Source organism: Lysinibacillus sp. FSL M8-0134 (assembly GCF_038069745.1).
In the GTDB taxonomy this organism is placed as follows: domain Bacteria; phylum Bacillota; class Bacilli; order Bacillales_A; family Planococcaceae; genus Lysinibacillus; species Lysinibacillus irui.
Map to the genome: position 1 here is coordinate 3,334,564 of NZ_JBBPAJ010000001.1, position 16,710 is coordinate 3,351,273.

At 38.6% G+C, this 16,710-nt stretch carries 15 protein-coding genes and 1 riboswitch; of the genes, 4 read left to right on the top strand and 11 right to left on the bottom strand.

Features of this window, described 5'->3' with window-relative positions; translation table 11 throughout:
- Nucleotides 1-71: 71 nt before the first annotated feature.
- Together MKY49_RS16895 and MKY49_RS16900 are read left to right on the top strand one after the other, a co-directional pair.
- Nucleotides 72-1,028 carry a TIGR01212 family radical SAM protein gene (locus MKY49_RS16895; protein WP_274794156.1) on the top strand — a complete coding sequence of 319 codons (957 nt, stop codon included), beginning with the start codon at nucleotides 72-74 and terminating at the stop codon, nucleotides 1,026-1,028.
- Nucleotides 1,025-1,600 carry a tRNA (mnm(5)s(2)U34)-methyltransferase gene (locus MKY49_RS16900; RefSeq protein ID WP_322606010.1) on the top strand — a complete coding sequence of 192 codons (576 nt, stop codon included), beginning with the start codon at nucleotides 1,025-1,027 and terminating at the stop codon, nucleotides 1,598-1,600. The genes MKY49_RS16895 and MKY49_RS16900 overlap by 4 nt, the downstream gene beginning before the upstream one ends.
- 70 nt (nucleotides 1,601-1,670) lie before the next feature.
- Here the strand turns inward: MKY49_RS16900 and MKY49_RS16905 are convergent, their stop codons facing one another.
- Both MKY49_RS16905 and MKY49_RS16910 read right to left on the bottom strand, forming a co-directional pair.
- A complete protein-coding gene (locus MKY49_RS16905; RefSeq protein WP_274794158.1) occupies nucleotides 1,671-3,179 on the bottom strand; it encodes an alanine/glycine:cation symporter family protein in 1,509 nt (502 codons plus the stop codon).
- A 126-nt stretch (nucleotides 3,180-3,305) separates the two neighbouring features.
- Complete coding sequence (locus tag MKY49_RS16910) at nucleotides 3,306-4,112, bottom strand: alpha/beta hydrolase (protein WP_274794159.1); 807 nt, start codon at nucleotides 4,110-4,112, stop codon at nucleotides 3,306-3,308.
- A gap of 134 nt (nucleotides 4,113-4,246) precedes the next feature.
- Between MKY49_RS16910 and MKY49_RS16915 the strand changes: the two genes are divergently transcribed.
- Complete coding sequence (locus MKY49_RS16915) at nucleotides 4,247-4,759, top strand: gamma carbonic anhydrase (protein WP_274794160.1); 513 nt, start codon at nucleotides 4,247-4,249, stop codon at nucleotides 4,757-4,759.
- Between the two features lie 178 nt (nucleotides 4,760-4,937).
- Here MKY49_RS16915 and metK read toward each other — a convergent pair whose 3' ends face one another.
- Nucleotides 4,938-6,134, bottom strand: a complete 1,197-nt coding sequence (gene metK, locus MKY49_RS16920; RefSeq protein ID WP_274794161.1) for a methionine adenosyltransferase — start codon at nucleotides 6,132-6,134, stop codon at nucleotides 4,938-4,940.
- Nucleotides 6,135-6,391: 257 nt separating this feature from the next.
- Nucleotides 6,392-6,510: riboswitch (SAM riboswitch) on the bottom strand.
- Nucleotides 6,511-6,899: 389 nt separating this feature from the next.
- Here metK and pckA point away from each other — a divergent pair.
- Nucleotides 6,900-8,486: a phosphoenolpyruvate carboxykinase (ATP) gene (gene pckA, locus MKY49_RS16925; protein WP_274794162.1), complete on the top strand. Its 1,587-nt coding sequence runs from the start codon at nucleotides 6,900-6,902 to the stop codon at nucleotides 8,484-8,486.
- 662 nt (nucleotides 8,487-9,148) lie between these two features.
- On the opposite strand, the gene MKY49_RS16930 is transcribed toward pckA, so the two are convergent.
- The 8 genes from MKY49_RS16930 to MKY49_RS16965 form a co-directional block, all read right to left on the bottom strand.
- Nucleotides 9,149-9,925, bottom strand: a complete 777-nt coding sequence (locus MKY49_RS16930) for an alpha/beta hydrolase family protein (RefSeq protein WP_274794163.1) — start codon at nucleotides 9,923-9,925, stop codon at nucleotides 9,149-9,151.
- Nucleotides 9,909-10,376, bottom strand: a complete 468-nt coding sequence (locus tag MKY49_RS16935; protein WP_274797370.1) for an NUDIX domain-containing protein — start codon at nucleotides 10,374-10,376, stop codon at nucleotides 9,909-9,911. The genes MKY49_RS16930 and MKY49_RS16935 overlap by 17 nt, the downstream gene beginning before the upstream one ends.
- A gap of 228 nt (nucleotides 10,377-10,604) precedes the next feature.
- A complete protein-coding gene (locus tag MKY49_RS16940; protein WP_341386704.1) occupies nucleotides 10,605-11,528 on the bottom strand; it encodes an aminopeptidase in 924 nt (307 codons plus the stop codon).
- A gap of 11 nt (nucleotides 11,529-11,539) precedes the next feature.
- Entirely contained in the window at nucleotides 11,540-12,301 is a 762-nt protein-coding gene (locus MKY49_RS16945) for an IclR family transcriptional regulator (RefSeq protein WP_274794165.1), read from the bottom strand.
- 133 nt (nucleotides 12,302-12,434) lie between these two features.
- Nucleotides 12,435-13,703 (bottom strand): M20 family metallopeptidase, encoded by a 1,269-nt coding sequence (locus MKY49_RS16950; RefSeq protein WP_274794166.1) that lies wholly within the window; start codon nucleotides 13,701-13,703, stop codon nucleotides 12,435-12,437.
- On the bottom strand, nucleotides 13,696-14,649 hold the full coding sequence (locus tag MKY49_RS16955) for a DUF1177 domain-containing protein (protein ID WP_274794167.1): 954 nt from the start codon (nucleotides 14,647-14,649) through the stop codon (nucleotides 13,696-13,698). The genes MKY49_RS16950 and MKY49_RS16955 overlap by 8 nt, the downstream gene beginning before the upstream one ends.
- 37 nt (nucleotides 14,650-14,686) lie before the next feature.
- Nucleotides 14,687-15,694 carry an ABC transporter ATP-binding protein gene (locus MKY49_RS16960; protein ID WP_341386707.1) on the bottom strand — a complete coding sequence of 336 codons (1,008 nt, stop codon included), beginning with the start codon at nucleotides 15,692-15,694 and terminating at the stop codon, nucleotides 14,687-14,689.
- A complete protein-coding gene (locus MKY49_RS16965; RefSeq protein ID WP_341386708.1) occupies nucleotides 15,678-16,700 on the bottom strand; it encodes an ABC transporter ATP-binding protein in 1,023 nt (340 codons plus the stop codon). Before MKY49_RS16965 ends, MKY49_RS16960 begins: the two co-directional genes overlap by 17 nt.
- Nucleotides 16,701-16,710 lie beyond the last annotated feature (10 nt).

The window sequence follows — 16,710 nt, forward strand, 5'->3', positions numbered from 1 at the left end:
ATGATTAAGCCCTTCTCCCATGACGGAACGAAAAGCACATGATAAAATAAAGAGTTAGAGGAGTGAAATAAATGACAGAAATGAATTTTCCTTTTCCTTCTGAGGGGAAAAGATACTATACATGGAATCGCTATTTACGTGATCAATTTGGTCATAAAGTGTTTAAAGTTGCGTTAGACGCAGGCTTTGATTGCCCCAATCGTGATGGCACAGTAGCCTTTGGTGGCTGTACATTTTGCAGTGCTGCTGGCTCTGGCGATTTTGCAGGCAATAAGGTCGATCCAATCGATGTCCAATTCGCCGAAATTCGAGATAAAATGCATCAAAAATGGAAAGACGGCAAATACATGGCCTACTTCCAAGCCTATACTAATACACATGCCCCATTGCCAGTTTTAAAGGAAAAGTTTGAAGCTGCTTTAGCGCAAGAAGGTGTAGTTGGTTTGTCCATTGCTACACGTCCGGACTGTTTACCAGATGATGTCGTAGAATACTTAGCTGAATTAAATGAGCGTACGTATTTATGGATTGAGCTTGGCCTTCAAACTGTTCATGAAAAAACTGCCAATCTTATTAACCGCGCCCATGATTATGCAACCTATGTAGAAGGTGTTGAAAAATTGCGCAAACATGGGATACGTGTTTGCTCACATATTATTAACGGCCTGCCTTTAGAGGACTATGACATGATGATGGAAACCGCACGAGAAGTGGCAAAGCTAGATGTCCAAGGTATTAAAATCCACTTACTTCACCTATTAAAAGGAACACCTATGGTAAAGCAATACGAAAAAGGGATGCTAGAATTTTTAGATCAGGATGTTTACACAAAGCTAGTCGCTGATCAATTAGAAATTTTACCACCTGACATGGTTATTCATCGCATTACAGGCGATGGACCGATTGATTTAATGATTGGGCCAATGTGGAGTGTCAATAAATGGGAAGTGTTGAATGGTATTGATGCCGAGCTTGAACGTCGTGGCAGTTGGCAAGGGAAGTTTTATAAGGCTGAGGTTACAAAATGAAATTACAACGTGTTTTACAGTATGCCCAGCGGCTATTAAAGGATAGTATAGCAGAGGGAGATACGGTGGTTGATGCGACGGCAGGAAATGGCCATGATACCCTCTTTTTAGCACAGCTAGTCGGAGATAAAGGACAAGTATATGCCTTTGATGTTCAAAAGGAGGCAGTGGACGCTACACTCCATCGTCTATTAGATCACGGTTTAGAGCACCGCGCTCTTGTATTAAACAAAGGACATGAGGAAGTATCAAACTTTGTACACAAGCCAGTAGCGGCAGCCATCTTTAATCTTGGCTATTTACCTGGTAGCAACCATGATATTATTACCCAACCAACTACTACAATACAGGCTATCGAGGATTTGCTAAAGCTTTTGAAAGTTGGAGGGTTAATTGTCCTAGTCATTTATCATGGTCATCCTGGTGGAAAGGAAGAGCGAGATAGTGTTATTGACTATGTCAGTAAGCTTCCACAAAAATATGTACATGTCTTAAAATATGAATTCCTCAATCAGCAGAATGATCCACCATTTGTTATTGCGTTAGAGAAAATGAAAGAATATCCTATTTAATACGATCAGGTACAAGAAAAAAGGCGATTAATTAGTTTAATAGAAACTAGTTAATCGCCTTCCTCTTTAACTATTTATTTTTTCGTTTTTCATTATAGTCAATCCAGAAATCTGCACCTTTAATTCCTAGTTTACGAGGATCAAAGACAGGGTCTTTTCCTTCTTTTTTCTGTTTCTCATAATCTTTTAGTGCAACAATTGCTGGCTTCATAATAATTAAAATGGCAAGTACGTTAATCCAAACCATGAGACCAAGGCCCACATCTCCCATTGCCCATGCTAGACCCGAAGTACGAACTGTACCATAGAATGCTGCAATTAAAATAGCAATTTTTGCTATCCAAATAAATACCTTTTCTGTGTTACCTCTAAATAAATAAGCGACATTTGTTTCAGCAATGTAGTAGTAAGCCATAATTGTTGTAAAGGCAAAGAAGAATAACGCAATAGCTACAAATGGAGCACCAAAGCCTGGTAATGATGAATCAACCGCATATTGTGTATACGCAGCACCCGCTTCAATACTTTTTGCAAATGTCATTTGTTCATCGCCAGCTAATCCACCATTATTAAATTCCCCAATATGGATAAATGGATCTGTTCCTTCCGCTGCCTTTTCATCTTGTACATTGTACATCCCTGTAAATAAAATCATAAATGCCGTAGCAGAACAAATTAATAAAGTATCAATGTACACAGAAGCTGCTTGAACAATCCCTTGCTTAGCTGGATGCGATACTTCGGCTGCTGCTGCAGGGTGAGCCCCTGTTCCTTGGCCAGCTTCATTGGAGTAAATTCCACGTTTAACACCCCAAGCAATGGCAGAACCAATAATACCTCCAAAAATCTCTTGAGCACCAAAGGCACTTGAGAAAATTAATGCAAATACTGAAGGTACTTCAGAGATATTCATAACAATAATGATAATAGCCATAATGATGTATGCTAATGCCATAAACGGTACAATGATTTGAGCTGCATTTGCAATGGATTTAACGCCCCCGATAATAATTGCGCCTAATAAAACGACAATAATAAGACCTGTGATCCAAGTATCCAAACCGAAAGCGTTTTCAACAGCGCCTGCAATAGCATTTGACTGTACACCAGGCATTAAGATTAACATCGCAATCAAAGCAGCCACTGCAAAAATAACTGCAAACCATTTTTGGCCCATTCCTTTTTCTATGTAAAAGGCCGGTCCACCACGATATTCAGTATCTTTCTCTTCTTTATAGATTTGAGCTAATGTTGACTCTACATACGCGGTTGCCGCACCAATGAAAGCAATTGCCCACATCCAAAAGACAGCACCGGGTCCTCCCATTCCAATCGCTGTCGCAGTACCGGCAATATTACCTGTACCTACACGTCCTGATAGTGCTATCGACATGGCTTGGAAAGACGAAATTCCTTTGTCCGATTTTTCCCCTTTAAACATTAAAACAAACATATCTTTAATATGCCTTACTTGTAGGAACCTTGTAATGATTGAGAAAAACAACCCAATCAACAAGATACCATAAATAAACCACGGTCCCCATAATATCCCATTTAACTTCTCCACAATTACATCCATTTTACCCCTCCAATTTAAAATACCTTACTTTAAGTCATTATAGTATTACACTTTTCTGAAAATTACAATATTATTTTTAAGTAACAATATTTAAGTAAGTAACCTAGTAAATGGAAGGGTATAAAACTATTTAATTATATAACCAATTCTTCTTAGCGCATTATTAATAAAATCTCGAATATACATAAAAATCTCTTCACGCTCTACTTCATGAAATAAATTATGATAACAATTTTCCCATTCTTTGAACTGAAACTCTGTGAATTCTTGTTGATGAAGCCAATTACGAGTTTGTCGAGTTTCAGTAATCTTATCTTTCTCAGCAGTCATGATGAGCATCGGCATATTCGGGAATTCACCTTTAGGTAGCAGCACTAAATTTTTCATCATTTGCTGCAGCTCCCGATACCATTTCACTGACACGACAGACATGAATGGTATATCATCTTTCATCTCTTCTCTACCTTCAACACTTCGCGTTAATTTTTCTAAATTAATATCGTGTGTCATTTTAACATTAGCTGTTAAAGCACTTAAACTCGTTAAAGCATTCGATAATTTACCTGGTAATAGCTTTAATTGCAACCAAGGTGATGTCAAGATAATGCCAGCACATTCATATTGCTTCTTTTGCATTGTATGGAGAATTAATGTTGCTCCAAGACCATGACCTATTAAAAAGGTTGGTAAATTATATGAAAAAGCATTTTCAATTAGATTTCTTGTATACTTATTGTACAATTTGAAGTCCTCATCATGGACACGAGCAAACCTTGCATTAATACCATGATTAGGTAAATCCCCCATGACTATGTGGAAGCCTTCCATTCTTAATTTCTCTATAAGCCATGCATACCAACGGTGATTTTCATAAGCACCATGAAGAATAGCAATCACAGCCTTTGCTTGTCCATCAGCTTCCCATTTCCACATTCACATAGTCCTCCTAAAAAATAATTACACTTTGATTATATCGAAATAAATGCCACATTTTAATTTTATATTTCCATAAAGTTGCGTATTTGATACGATAATACTACATTATAGAAAGAAAAGAGGCGATTTTCATGATTTATCCATTCAAAGATAAAACGCCAAAGATCGATCCGTCTGTTTTCATTGCTGATTATGCAACCGTTACGGGCGATGTAACAATTGGTGCTGAAACAACAATTTGGTTTAATACAGTCATTCGTGGGGATGTCTCACCAACAATTATTGGTAAACGTGTTAGCATCCAAGATCTTTGTTGCTTACATCAAAGCCCAAAATATCCACTTATTATTGAAGATGAGGTTACAGTCGGACACCAAGTCACTTTACATAGTTGTACAATTCGCAAAAATGCTTTAATTGGTATGGGCTCCATTATATTAGACGGTGCAGAAATTGGAGAGGGTGCATTTATTGGAGCAGGAAGCCTCGTACCTCCAGGTAAGGTCATTCCTCCGAATAGTTTAGCATTAGGTCGCCCAGCCAAAGTTGTCCGTGAATTAAATGCTGAAGACAAAGAGGATATGGAACGTATCGTACGTGAATACGTAGAAAAAGGTCAATATTATAAATCCCTTCAGAAGTAACCAATCATACACAAAAATTCAATACTAACGAAAAAAATCCCTCGCGTGGCCGTGACCATTTCTTGTTCACGAGCCAGTGCGAGGTTTTTTTGAAAAAATAAAAGGGGCAACATTGCCCCCTTGCATATTAGTACACTAGAATAACGTTCTAACGACTTCATTACTTTAGTTCAATAGTTTACAGATGTGCTTTTTCTCGAAGTGCATCAGCTTTATCGATTTGTTCCCATGGCACATTTAAGTCAGTGCGGCCAAAATGACCATATGCTGCAGTTTGTTTATAGATCGGACGGCGTAGATCCAGCATTTTAATTATACCTGCTGGGCGTAGATCAAATAGTTCACGAACCCATTCTACGATTTCACTTTCTTTCACTCTGCCTGTACCAAATGTATCGACAGCAATGGAAACAGGTTGTGCAACACCAATCGCATAGGCAAGTTGTACCTCAGCGCGGTCTGCTAATCCAGCTGCTACAATATTTTTCGCTACATAACGTGCTGCATAAGCTGCTGAACGGTCTACCTTTGTCGCATCCTTACCTGAGAATGCTCCACCACCATGACGCGCGTAACCACCGTATGTATCAACAATGATTTTACGTCCTGTTAACCCAGCATCTCCTTTTGGTCCACCGATTACAAAACGGCCAGTTGGGTTGATGAAATATTTCGTGTTAGCATCTAATAATTCACTTGGCACAACAGGTCCAATAACAAATTCTTTTAAATCTGCTTGAATTTGATCCAGTGTTGCCTCTTCATCATGCTGTGTTGAAATAACAATAGTATCCACACGTACTGGTACATTATTGTCATCATATTCAATCGTTACTTGAGTTTTACCATCAGGACGTAAATACGCTAATTCTCCTGATTTACGTACTTCTGTTAAACGACGTGCTAATTTGTGTGCTAAACTAATTGGTAGTGGCATTAACTCTGGTGTTTCATTACATGCGTAACCAAACATTAGACCTTGGTCACCAGCACCAATAGCTTCAATATCAGCATCTGTCATTGAGCCTTCACGCGCTTCTAATGCTTGGTCAACACCTTGTGCAATATCCGGTGATTGTTCACCAATAGCCACAAGCACGGCTAAGTTTTCAGCATCAAAGCCATATTTACCGCGTGTATAGCCTATTTCGGCTACAGTATCACGAACGATACCTTTAATATCTACATAAGTAGAAGTTGTAATTTCTCCTGCTACTAATACTAATCCTGTTGTTACAGTAGTTTCACACGCTACACGTGCATTTGGATCTTCTGCTAAAATAGCATCTAAAATGGCATCCGAGATTTGGTCACAAATTTTATCTGGATGTCCTTCTGTTACACTCTCTGATGTAAACAGTCGACGGTTTGTCATTTGGTTTTCCTCCTATTACTTTTACGAAAAGTAGTTGTGTATGAATACGGTACTCATTACCCATGTCAAGTCCGCTCCTAAGGATTGAACTCTCAAGCCGTTACTGCTGCTTTTAACACGAGGATTTCGAAAGATCCGTCATTATAATAAGGAAAGAACTACATATACTTACCTTTACATTCATTTTAAACAATAAAAAAATCCTTTACTCACGTTACTTTACATGAGGAAAGGAATAATGACTTCGTAACCTTTCACTCTTATCGTTCAAGGGATGTTCCCTTGCATCAGGTTGGCACCAACGCATGTCGTGAAATGATTCATGCAGGTTGCCGGGTTTCACAGGGCCTGACCCTCCACCAGCTCGGGATAAGAGTATCCGTTCAATTGTATGTTACTGAAAAGGTCGAACGTTGTCAAATATTTTCTAATGTATTACTGTATAGAAAGGAAGGAACTGATTAAACAAAAACTTTTCATACTTGGATGATGATGTAAATAGAAGCAAATTAATCCCTACAACATACCTAGCATCTTGTGGTAACATATGTGTGGCTCAATTTTTATGCCTAATTACAGTAGGATTGATTGGATTCTACTCGAAAAACATTATTTTTTGTCAGTTTATTGAAAAGTGATAAAAACTCTAAAATAATTTCTTAATTAGTATAGATTATTTAAGCAATTGTGTTATACTATTTTTGAAATTAAGAAAAAATCCCTCTAAATCAAGGGAATACTATAAAAAAGGATGGTATTTAATCGATGAATTCAGTAGAAATTGCAAACGAACTGAAGGAATTATTAAACGGCGGTAACATTAATGTTCAACTTTCAGTACCACAATTAGCAGAAAAAGCTACATCTCGTGGTGAAGCAATGTTAACAGTAGATGGCGCAGTTCGTGCAGAAACTGGCAAATACACTGGTCGTTCACCTAAAGATAAATATACGGTAGAAGAAGAAAGCACAAAAGATCAAATTGACTGGGGTAAAGTCAACCAACCTATTTCTTCTGAAGTGTTCGATAACCTATATGTAAAAGTAATAAAATATTTAAAAGAACGTGACGAGTTATTCGTATTCAAAGGCTTTGCAGGTGCTGACAAAGATTCTCAATTAAGCATTCAAGTGATTAATGAATACGCTTGGCACAATCTTTTTGCTCATCAATTATTTATCCGTCCAACTAAAGAAGAATTAGCTTCTCATGTTGCAGACTTCACAGTTATCTCTGCTCCTAACTTTAAAGCAGATCCTGCAGTTGATGGTACATCTTCTGAAACATTCATCATTGTATCACTTGAAAAGAAAATTATTTTAATTGGTGGTACTGAGTATGCTGGTGAAATGAAAAAATCTATTTTCGGTATCATGAACTACTTATTACCACAACAAGGAATCCTTTCAATGCACTGTTCAGCAAACGTTGGTGAAGCTGGCGATGTGGCATTATTCTTCGGTCTATCTGGTACTGGTAAAACGACTTTATCTGCTGACCCAGATCGTAAGCTTATCGGTGACGATGAACATGGCTGGTCTGATAATGGAGTGTTCAACATTGAGGGTGGTTGCTATGCAAAAACAATCAACCTTTCTGCTGAAAAAGAACCAGAAATCTACAATGCAATCCGCTTCGGTTCTGTTTTAGAAAACGTAGCTGTTGACCCAGAAACTCGTATTTGTGATTATGATGATGGTTCATTAACAGAAAACACACGTGTTGCTTATCCAATCCAATACATCGAAAATATTGTTGATCCATCTGTTGCAGGTCATCCAAAAACTATCATCTTCTTAACAGCTGATGCGTTTGGCGTATTACCTCCAATCAGTAAATTAACAAAAGAGCAAGCAATGTACCACTTCCTAAGCGGTTTCACTTCTAAACTTGCTGGAACTGAACGTGGTGTAACAGAACCAGAACCAGTATTCTCTACTTGCTTCGGTTCTCCATTCCTTCCACTTCCTGCAACAGTGTATGCAGAAATGTTAGGTCAAAAGATTGACGAGCACGGCGCACAAGTATTCCTAGTAAACACTGGTTGGACTGGTGGCGAATATGGTACAGGTAGCCGTATGAAGCTTTCTTACACACGCACAATGGTACGTGCAGCAATCGATGGCAAATTAACAAATGTAGAAACAACACAAGATGCTGTCTTTGGTTTACACATTCCAACAGCAGTTGAAGGTGTACCTTCTGAAGTGTTAAACCCTCGTGAAGCTTGGGCAGATAAAGCTGCTTATGATGAAAAAGCGGCTGAACTTGCAGGTCTATTCAATGAAAACTTCAAGAAATTCACAAACGTTTCTGAAGCTATCATTACACTTGGTGGCCCATTAAAATAAACTAGATACAGAACAAAGGGAACGAGTCACTCGTTCTCTTTTTCTTTATTCTGAATGGTAGTATAGGGAGTTACGTATGATTATTTTTAAGTTAACTACAATTGTATGATTAGTAGTGTTATCTTGGAAAAAGGCATAACCTGATAAAAGTAATCGTGGTGAATTTCGTTTTATTGACTCCTTTTTTCTTTCATTACCTGTTATAGAATATCTGTACCCGAATAAAGGTAAGAAAAAACAAGAAACCTTCTTCTTGTTCATGTTGGCAAAGCAAGGGGTAGATTTCCGTTCCGCCAGCGTCCTTTCCTGGGGGCGTCCGATAAGCCGCTTCACTCACTTCGTTCGCTCCAGGGTCTTATCTGTGACGCTAATCCCCAAGGAGTTACGCTGGCTCCACTCCAATCAACCATACTGCAAAGGTGTTTTTTCCATGTCCTTTTTTTCTAGGCGAACAAAATAGCCCATCCTTACTAATAGAAAGGATGGGCTATTATTGGTAAATGTCGGGAGAAGAATAGTCACACATTAATAAATGAGTAATCTATGAAACCTTTGGCTAAAAGATAATTCGTATCTGAAACGAATAGCATATTCACCTTTCACCACATTCCATTGATTGTTTTGTTCTCTCAAATTACATACTTCAATTTTCTTTGTTTCAATTATTGTTGTTTCATCCATTGGCAAAGAGCGCGGACGGTTTCTCGATTTTTAGCAGGTGGGTATTGATGGGCATAGTTAGGGTCATACCATGTTTCGTATGTTTTATTAGCCTCGTCTAAGAAAAAGGCCAATTGTCTAGCATGTTCGATATCAACATTTTCATCCCGATAGCCATGGATAATTAATACTGGAGCTGTTATTTGCTCAACTTCGAAAAGCGGTGTTCGTGCATCATAAGCTTCAGGTACACGATTCGGTGTTCCTCCAATCACCCGTTTCATCATTCTTCGCATATCTGTTCGCTCCCAATAAGTAGCTGTTGCATCAGAAACACCTGCCCATGTGACGACAGAGGTGATATCCTTTCTTAAAATAGCTGTCCAAAGAGCCATAATTCCCCCACGGGAAAAACCAAAAACATGTATATTATCATTGCAAAATTGTTTGAGAACATCTACAGCATAGACTGCATCGTAACGGTCTGCACCTGCAAATTCGTCACGACCTTCTCCACCACGATTTCCACGATAGTATGGAGCAAACACAATAAAGCCCTGAGCTGCAAATTGAGCAATACGTGATGGTCTTACCATTCCAATGCTTTGCATGCCCCCTCTTAAATATAAAAAGCCATCATATGTACCTTCTGCCTTTGGCTCTGCTAATAATCCTTTTATACGTAAACCCTGTGATAAATAAGTTATTTCAGTTAACCGTATGGCTGGATTTGGTGAAGGATAGGCTCGCTTTTCTACAATTTCACCATTGTTTGTCACGATGTTTCAACTCCTCCAGCATTTTTCTCATGCCCTCATCCTTCATATGAAAGCTTAAGTTAGGATGATGGATGAATTCTTCATCTGTTAACCAAAGCATGCCCGATGTTTCTAGATCAAATTCAATATGCTCTTGACCTGCAAATTGTGCAGTAAAAACTGTTTTACAAAATTTCACTTCATCGTGAACCGCATATTCTGCGAACCATTGCAGATTTTTCACATGGACACCCGTCTCCTCAAAAACTTCCCGAATAGCTGCCTCCTCTAAGGTTTCGCCCTCCTCTAATTTGCCCCCTGGCACCTCTACACCACGTCGTTTATGGATAGTACATAGCCATTTATTTTCATGCTTTAAAAAAACAAGGACATGCTTGGGCTCTACTTCAAATTCCCCTCTTGAAAAACTTAAATCGACTTGTAGGCCATGTAAATCTGTAAATGTTAGCATAGTTTCACCCTCACGTTCTTTCTTGATGAAAACAGAAGCAACACTCACTCATTGCTCCTATTTTATGGACAGAATCTCTCGTTGATTCCTTTTTATAATGGACACTAGATGTTAATTATTATCATCCTCTAGCTTATCTATGTTAACTATAGTGTAATCCAACAAAGACAAGCAACTCTAAATTACAGCAAGCAAAAAAGCGTGCTTCATACGAAGACACGCTTTCGCTTAGATTACTTGCTTCCCATCAAAATAAACAACAGGACTTTTTACAACACAATCAATATGAACATCTGCCGCATTTGCCCCACCAAATGGCACATTACTGCCAAATGCAATATGGATTGTTCCATACACCTTTTCATCCTCTAATACATTACCACATAGGATTGCACTTTTATTGGCTCCGATGCCAAACTCTGCGATTACTCTACCATTACCTTCGCCCAGTAATTGCAGTAATTGTGGACCATCTGGGCCAATTGCCTCTTCTAAACGTCCATTCTTGATTTTTAATAATAATGGCTCCTTTAGAACACCAATATTAGCAATTGAACCATCCACTAAAATTTCGCCATTTGCAGATGTTTCGATTGGGGCAATATAGGATTCTCCTGAAGGGATATTCCCGTGCTCCCCTGCTTGACGAATGATTCCTGTAGAGGGAATTCCTACACGTTTTTCTACACTGAAGGTCAACTCATGTCCACCTTTAACAATTCGAATATCGTTTGCCGCATCGAGTAGTTGGACATATTTTCCCACCAACTCTTCTATTTCCTGTGCATTTGCATGAAGTGCACCTTGCTTAAGCATCTCCAATGTAACACCTGGCATTGTCGCTACGCGTCCACCATGCTCACAGGCATTTTTACGTGCCGCTGTATGAGTTAAGGAATGTGAGGTAATACAAAGCGTAACATCAGCATTAGCCATAAGTGTCGATACTGCAATGATTGGCTCCTGACCAGATTTTTCTAGTAACGGCATGACCATAAACATTGTCTTAGCTGTAATCGTCAGCCCAGCTTCATAAAAAATTTTCGCAATGTCTTCCTTGTGAATATCCGTCAAAATCAATAATGTTTCTGATGATTGAACATTTAAATTACCTTTTAAGATAGTAAGTGCAATGTCATGTAAATGTTGCATAATAGGACTCCTTAATTAAAATTCAAATGATATCTCCGAATAATTCCTTCTATTTCATTTCTGGCCTCTGTTAAAGGGCCTAACACTTCTGGAACACGTTCCTCGGTAAAACGATAGATGGGTCCCGAAACAGTAATCGAGGCGACAACCTGTTCTTCACTATTGAATATTGGCATAGCGAGCGCCAAGACGTCGACAGAGTATTCACTATTACTTAGTGCATAACCACATGCACGTATTTTTTCAAGCTCTGCACGTATTTCATTGGCATCTGTCATTGTATTATTTGTATAGGCTTTTAAGGGTTCGTCAATAACCTTTGCAATTTGCTCTTCATTTAGGAATGCAAGCATAGAGCGATAGGAGGCCCCTACGTAAAGCGGAGACCTACTCCCTCTTGAAACAGTAAATTTCACCTTATTTACAGGTTCTGCTTTTAGTAATGTTAACGCTTCCAGTCCATTCAAAACTGTAAAAATAGCAGTTTCACCAGTGACATCCTTTAATTGATCAAGAACTGGCATACATAGCTGATCTATGTTTAATGAATCATACATATTCATACCAATTTCCCATAATGCAATACCAAGTGAGTATTTTTTAGTTACGGGATCTTTCGTAATAAAGCCATTATTTTCAAAGGTTTCAAGAATGCGATATAAATTTGTATGATTCATATTCATCGCCATTGCTAACTCTCTTCCGCCCCATGTGGGCTTTTCCTTTGTAAACATTTTTAAAACTGCAATTGATAAATTTAACGTCTTTAGCATATCTCTCATCCTTCTGATCTATTTATCTGTACAAACGGCTGCAAATCTTTCGCTTAAGGGGGAATAATTGAAAGATTTAGCAGCCGTCAGCACCTGATATCACTTTATCAAAAGTAAGAGAGTAGCTAATCTCTTACTTTTGATATAGGAAATCAACAGCAGCAGTAATATATACTTTTGCACAGCGTACGATATCCTCAACACGCACTTTTTCATTATAACCATGAATACTTGGCAAATACGCTGGACCATATTGTAATACAGGAATGTCATATTGTCTGAAATGTCGAGCATCACTGCTTGCCCATTGCATCACACCATATGCCTCTTGACCTGTAACAAATGAAATATTGTCCACAATCGATTGACACACAGGATTTTCAGCTGGCGTATAATTCGCTACGCTTTTGAAGCCAAAACGTTGAATCGAATAATCGATAGCTAAACTATCTAGTTTATTCTTCAAAATTTCTGTTACTTGTTCTTGTGTAATACCAAAAGGTAAGCGACAATCAACCTGTACCTTACAATAATCTGGGATAACGTTGGACTTCGTACCTCCCTCAATTGTACCAATATTTACAGTAATTTTCTCTAAAACATCTTGATATTTCAATCGATCTTTCTCCACCTCACGCATGTATTTCTTTGATACTTCGATAAGTGGCTGTACTTCTTCAGGAATGGAAATGTCCATATCCCATAATGTACGAATCTCTTGAATAGCTCGAATGGCATCGACAATAGCATTTCGTCCAGCTAAAGGAGATAGACTTCCATGTCCTGGTTCCCCACGTACTTCTAATTCAAACCAGTAAGAGCCCTTTTGTCCGATTGTAGGATTCAACGGTGAAGACGGCTCTGCAATTAAACAGCCATCTCCTTTTACTAAACTTCGTTCTAACAACCAAGGAACACCATATTCTCCACCCGTTTCTTCATCTGGTACGATCGCCAACGTTAATTTGCCTGGTAATTCAATATCCATTTTCTTCAGTAGCTTTGTCGCAAAAATAATACCCGCTAAACCAGCTTTCATATCACTTGCACCACGACCAAGCATCCAGCCATCCTTTACCTCTCCTGAGAATGGATCGAAATCCCACTTCGATAAATCGCCCACAGGTACAACATCTGTATGACCACAATAAACAAGTTCTTTTCCTTCACCATTACCAATAGAGGCAACCAAGTTAAACATTTTATCTGCAGCTTCATATTTTTGGTACGTAATGCCCACTTCATGTAAATAATTTTCGATAAAGGCTGTTATTTCAGTCGTATCTCCTGGAGGGTTGACACTGGGAATTTGAATAAGTTTTGAACAAAATTCAATTAATTCATCTTGATGATTTTCGACTGCATCGAGTAATTGCATTTTCAGTGCTTGTAAATCATTCATGTGTGTGCACCTCATTTCCTTTCGTTTGTAAGTGACTCATACTACCATATAAATTTTTCATATGGGTAAATTGTTCTTCATCATAGAAGGAGCACTTCTTAGCACCGTATGTTTTTGCTACTTCCAAGACAAATCGCACAACACTTTCAACATCTGTAACATGTGTTGCACCTGTCGCACAGCCTGCCACGACAGATTCTGTAGTAATCGCCACACCAACAACAGGGCTGGATGTTGCAACAGCTGGTTGTAAAATACTATTAATATGATATAGACCATTTCCATAAGGTGTAATATCTTGCATCGTAATCGGCAGTACAACTGGTGAAATTCCTGCTGATTGCGTATAAGCATGTAAAAGATCATCACTAATTTTCAATATGTAACCTTCTTTGACTGTTGGTGTAATAGCAAACCCTTTATGGTTACACACTTGATTGCCTTTTGTTGTATCAATCGAGAGAATCGCATCCATCGTATCTTCTACTTCATTTTCGTTCATGACACTAATATCCACCGGTGAGTTCATAAATGGCACCGGCTCATGTGGTAAGGTTGGTGCTGTTGGACAAATATGCGTCGAGAAAATAACATCTCCTTCTAACTGATCACCCTTAAGGGCCATATCAATGGCTTTAGCTGCTCCTGCCATACATGCTAGAGCGCCATCTCCATCCGATACAAAGCCTGTCATTTCAGGGCGTGCTCCAATACCCCCTAAACGACCAATAATTCCTAATGTAGGTGCATTCCCACCTGAGGATTTACCATTCTTTCCTTTCACTAGAACGCGAACAAAATCTGTTGAGCCACTTTCACCTTGAATCGTTTTTACTTTGACATCTGCTTTTGAATCAATATCGTGTAAATACTCTTTAATTGTTTCTCCATTTACATTGATACTATCCATTACCTCGTATAATTCAATAACATGCTTCAATGACATAATTAGTCCGCTCCTTTTTCTATTAACTAAATTTTATTTATATCGATGATACTTCTTGCTGTATTGACTTGAATAAATGACATGATACTTGATGTGTCGCTGTCACTGTATCAAGTGTAGGTTGGACCTCTGCACATTTTTCTGTAGCAAAGCGACAACGCTTGTGGAATGCACAGCCACTCGGAGGATTTACCGGACTCGGAACATCACCCGATAAAATAATCCGTTCCTTTGAATCGAAAGGATTTTCCTTAGGAATGGCTGATAACAGGGCTTGTGTATATGGATGTTGAGGGCTTTCATAAATTTCCTTGTATGTGCCAATTTCCACAATTTTACCTAAATACATAACTGCAATGCGATCACACATATAATTCACGACATTTAGATCATGTGAGATAAATATATAGGTTAAGCCGAAATCTCTCTGTAAATCTTTTAATAGATTGATAACCTGTGCTTGGACGGAAACATCTAACGCTGAAACAGGTTCATCACATACAACAATATCTGGATTGAGTGCAAGGGCACGAGCAATATTAATGCGTTGTCTTTGACCACCCGAAAATTCATGTGGATGACGTTTTGCATGGTATGCACTTAATCCCACTGTTTCAAGTAATTCAATGACACGCTTTTTGCGTGATGCTTCATCACCCATACCATGGATGACTAAAGGCTCTGCAATGAGATATTCAATTGTTTTACGAGGATCCAGTGATGCATAAGGATTTTGGAAAACCATTTGTATCGATTTTCGGGCAGAACGGATATCCTTTGTATTTAAACTAGCTAAATCTGTTCCCTTAAACTCCACGACTCCCTCCGTTGGTGAAATCAGCTGGTTGATTAAACGGGCAACCGTTGATTTACCACAACCCGACTCGCCAACAATCCCAAGTGTCTCTCCTTTATATAACTCAAAACTTACGCCATCTACTGCTTTCACAAATTGAGTCGATTTTTTAAAAGGAATTGAACTTTTAATTGGAAAGTGCTTTTTTAAATTACTTACCTTTAAAACAAGTTCATTGTGCTGTTGCATTAAAAATTCCCTCCTTCCTTGCGACAATTTGTTCTTTTGATTGTAAATGACAAGCCACAAAATGATTATCCTGCACTTCCACTAAGTCAGGAACAGTACTACGGCAAAGATCTGTTGCTAAAGGACACCGTGCTGAGAAATGGCAGCCGCTATGTGACATAGTTAAATCTGGTGGACTACCAGGAATGGCTGGTAATCTTTGTTGACCTTGTGTGCCCATTGTAATTTGAGATTCTAATAATCCCCAAGTATAAGGATGTAACGGTTTTTCATAGAGTTGTCTTGTCGTTGTAGATTCCACAGTACGTCCTGCATACATGACATTTACTTTGTCACAAAGCTCCCAAACGACACCTAAATCATGCGTAATCATAATGATGGCTGTATCATGTTCTTGCTGTAATTTCTTCATCAAATCAAGAATTTGAGCCTGCACGGTTACATCCAGTGCAGTAGTTGGTTCATCGGCAATGAGTAGCTTTGGATTACAAGCAAGTGCAATAGCAATCATGACACGTTGACGCATTCCACCTGAAAATTCATGTGGATACATTTTCAAACGCTTTTCAGGTTCAGGAATGCCTACCATTTTCAACATATCTACAGCTTTGAAAGCAGCATCCTTTTTCGATATATTTTCATGTGCTTGGATGACCTCTATAATTTGATTGCCCACGGTTAGTACAGGATTCAAGCTTGTAATTGGATCTTGGAAAATCATCGACATTTCATTGCCCCGTACATTACGCATTTCTTTCTCAGAAATAGCCATTAAATCACGGCCATTGAATTGAATTTTTCCATTCGTTATCTTTCCTGGCGGAGATGGAATTAAACGCATAAGAGCAGTAGCAGTCACACTCTTTCCTGACCCTGACTCTCCCACAATACCTAATGTTTCCTTCTTATTTAATTGTAAATTAACTCCATTGACAGCTTTCATCGTAGAGCCGCTACTTTTAAATTCTACTGTTAAATTTTCTACATCTAGTAAACGTTCAGTCATGACTCCACCC

Coding starts and splice junctions, on each gene's coding strand:
- MKY49_RS16915 (WP_274794160.1), top strand. CDS start 4,247: ATGATTTATCCATTCAAAGATAAAACGCCAAAGATCGATCCGTCTGTT.
- MKY49_RS16905 (WP_274794158.1), bottom strand. CDS start 3,179: ATGGATGTAATTGTGGAGAAGTTAAATGGGATATTATGGGGACCGTGG.
- metK (WP_274794161.1), bottom strand. CDS start 6,134: ATGACAAACCGTCGACTGTTTACATCAGAGAGTGTAACAGAAGGACAT.
- MKY49_RS16955 (WP_274794167.1), bottom strand. CDS start 14,649: ATGTCATTGAAGCATGTTATTGAATTATACGAGGTAATGGATAGTATC.
- MKY49_RS16950 (WP_274794166.1), bottom strand. CDS start 13,703: ATGAATGATTTACAAGCACTGAAAATGCAATTACTCGATGCAGTCGAA.
- pckA (WP_274794162.1), top strand. CDS start 6,900: ATGAATTCAGTAGAAATTGCAAACGAACTGAAGGAATTATTAAACGGC.
- MKY49_RS16910 (WP_274794159.1), bottom strand. CDS start 4,112: ATGTGGAAATGGGAAGCTGATGGACAAGCAAAGGCTGTGATTGCTATT.
- MKY49_RS16935 (WP_274797370.1), bottom strand. CDS start 10,376: ATGCTAACATTTACAGATTTACATGGCCTACAAGTCGATTTAAGTTTT.
- MKY49_RS16900 (WP_322606010.1), top strand. CDS start 1,025: ATGAAATTACAACGTGTTTTACAGTATGCCCAGCGGCTATTAAAGGAT.
- MKY49_RS16940 (WP_341386704.1), bottom strand. CDS start 11,528: ATGCAACATTTACATGACATTGCACTTACTATCTTAAAAGGTAATTTA.
- MKY49_RS16965 (WP_341386708.1), bottom strand. CDS start 16,700: ATGACTGAACGTTTACTAGATGTAGAAAATTTAACAGTAGAATTTAAA.
- MKY49_RS16945 (WP_274794165.1), bottom strand. CDS start 12,301: ATGCTAAAGACGTTAAATTTATCAATTGCAGTTTTAAAAATGTTTACA.
- MKY49_RS16960 (WP_341386707.1), bottom strand. CDS start 15,694: ATGCAACAGCACAATGAACTTGTTTTAAAGGTAAGTAATTTAAAAAAG.
- MKY49_RS16895 (WP_274794156.1), top strand. CDS start 72: ATGACAGAAATGAATTTTCCTTTTCCTTCTGAGGGGAAAAGATACTAT.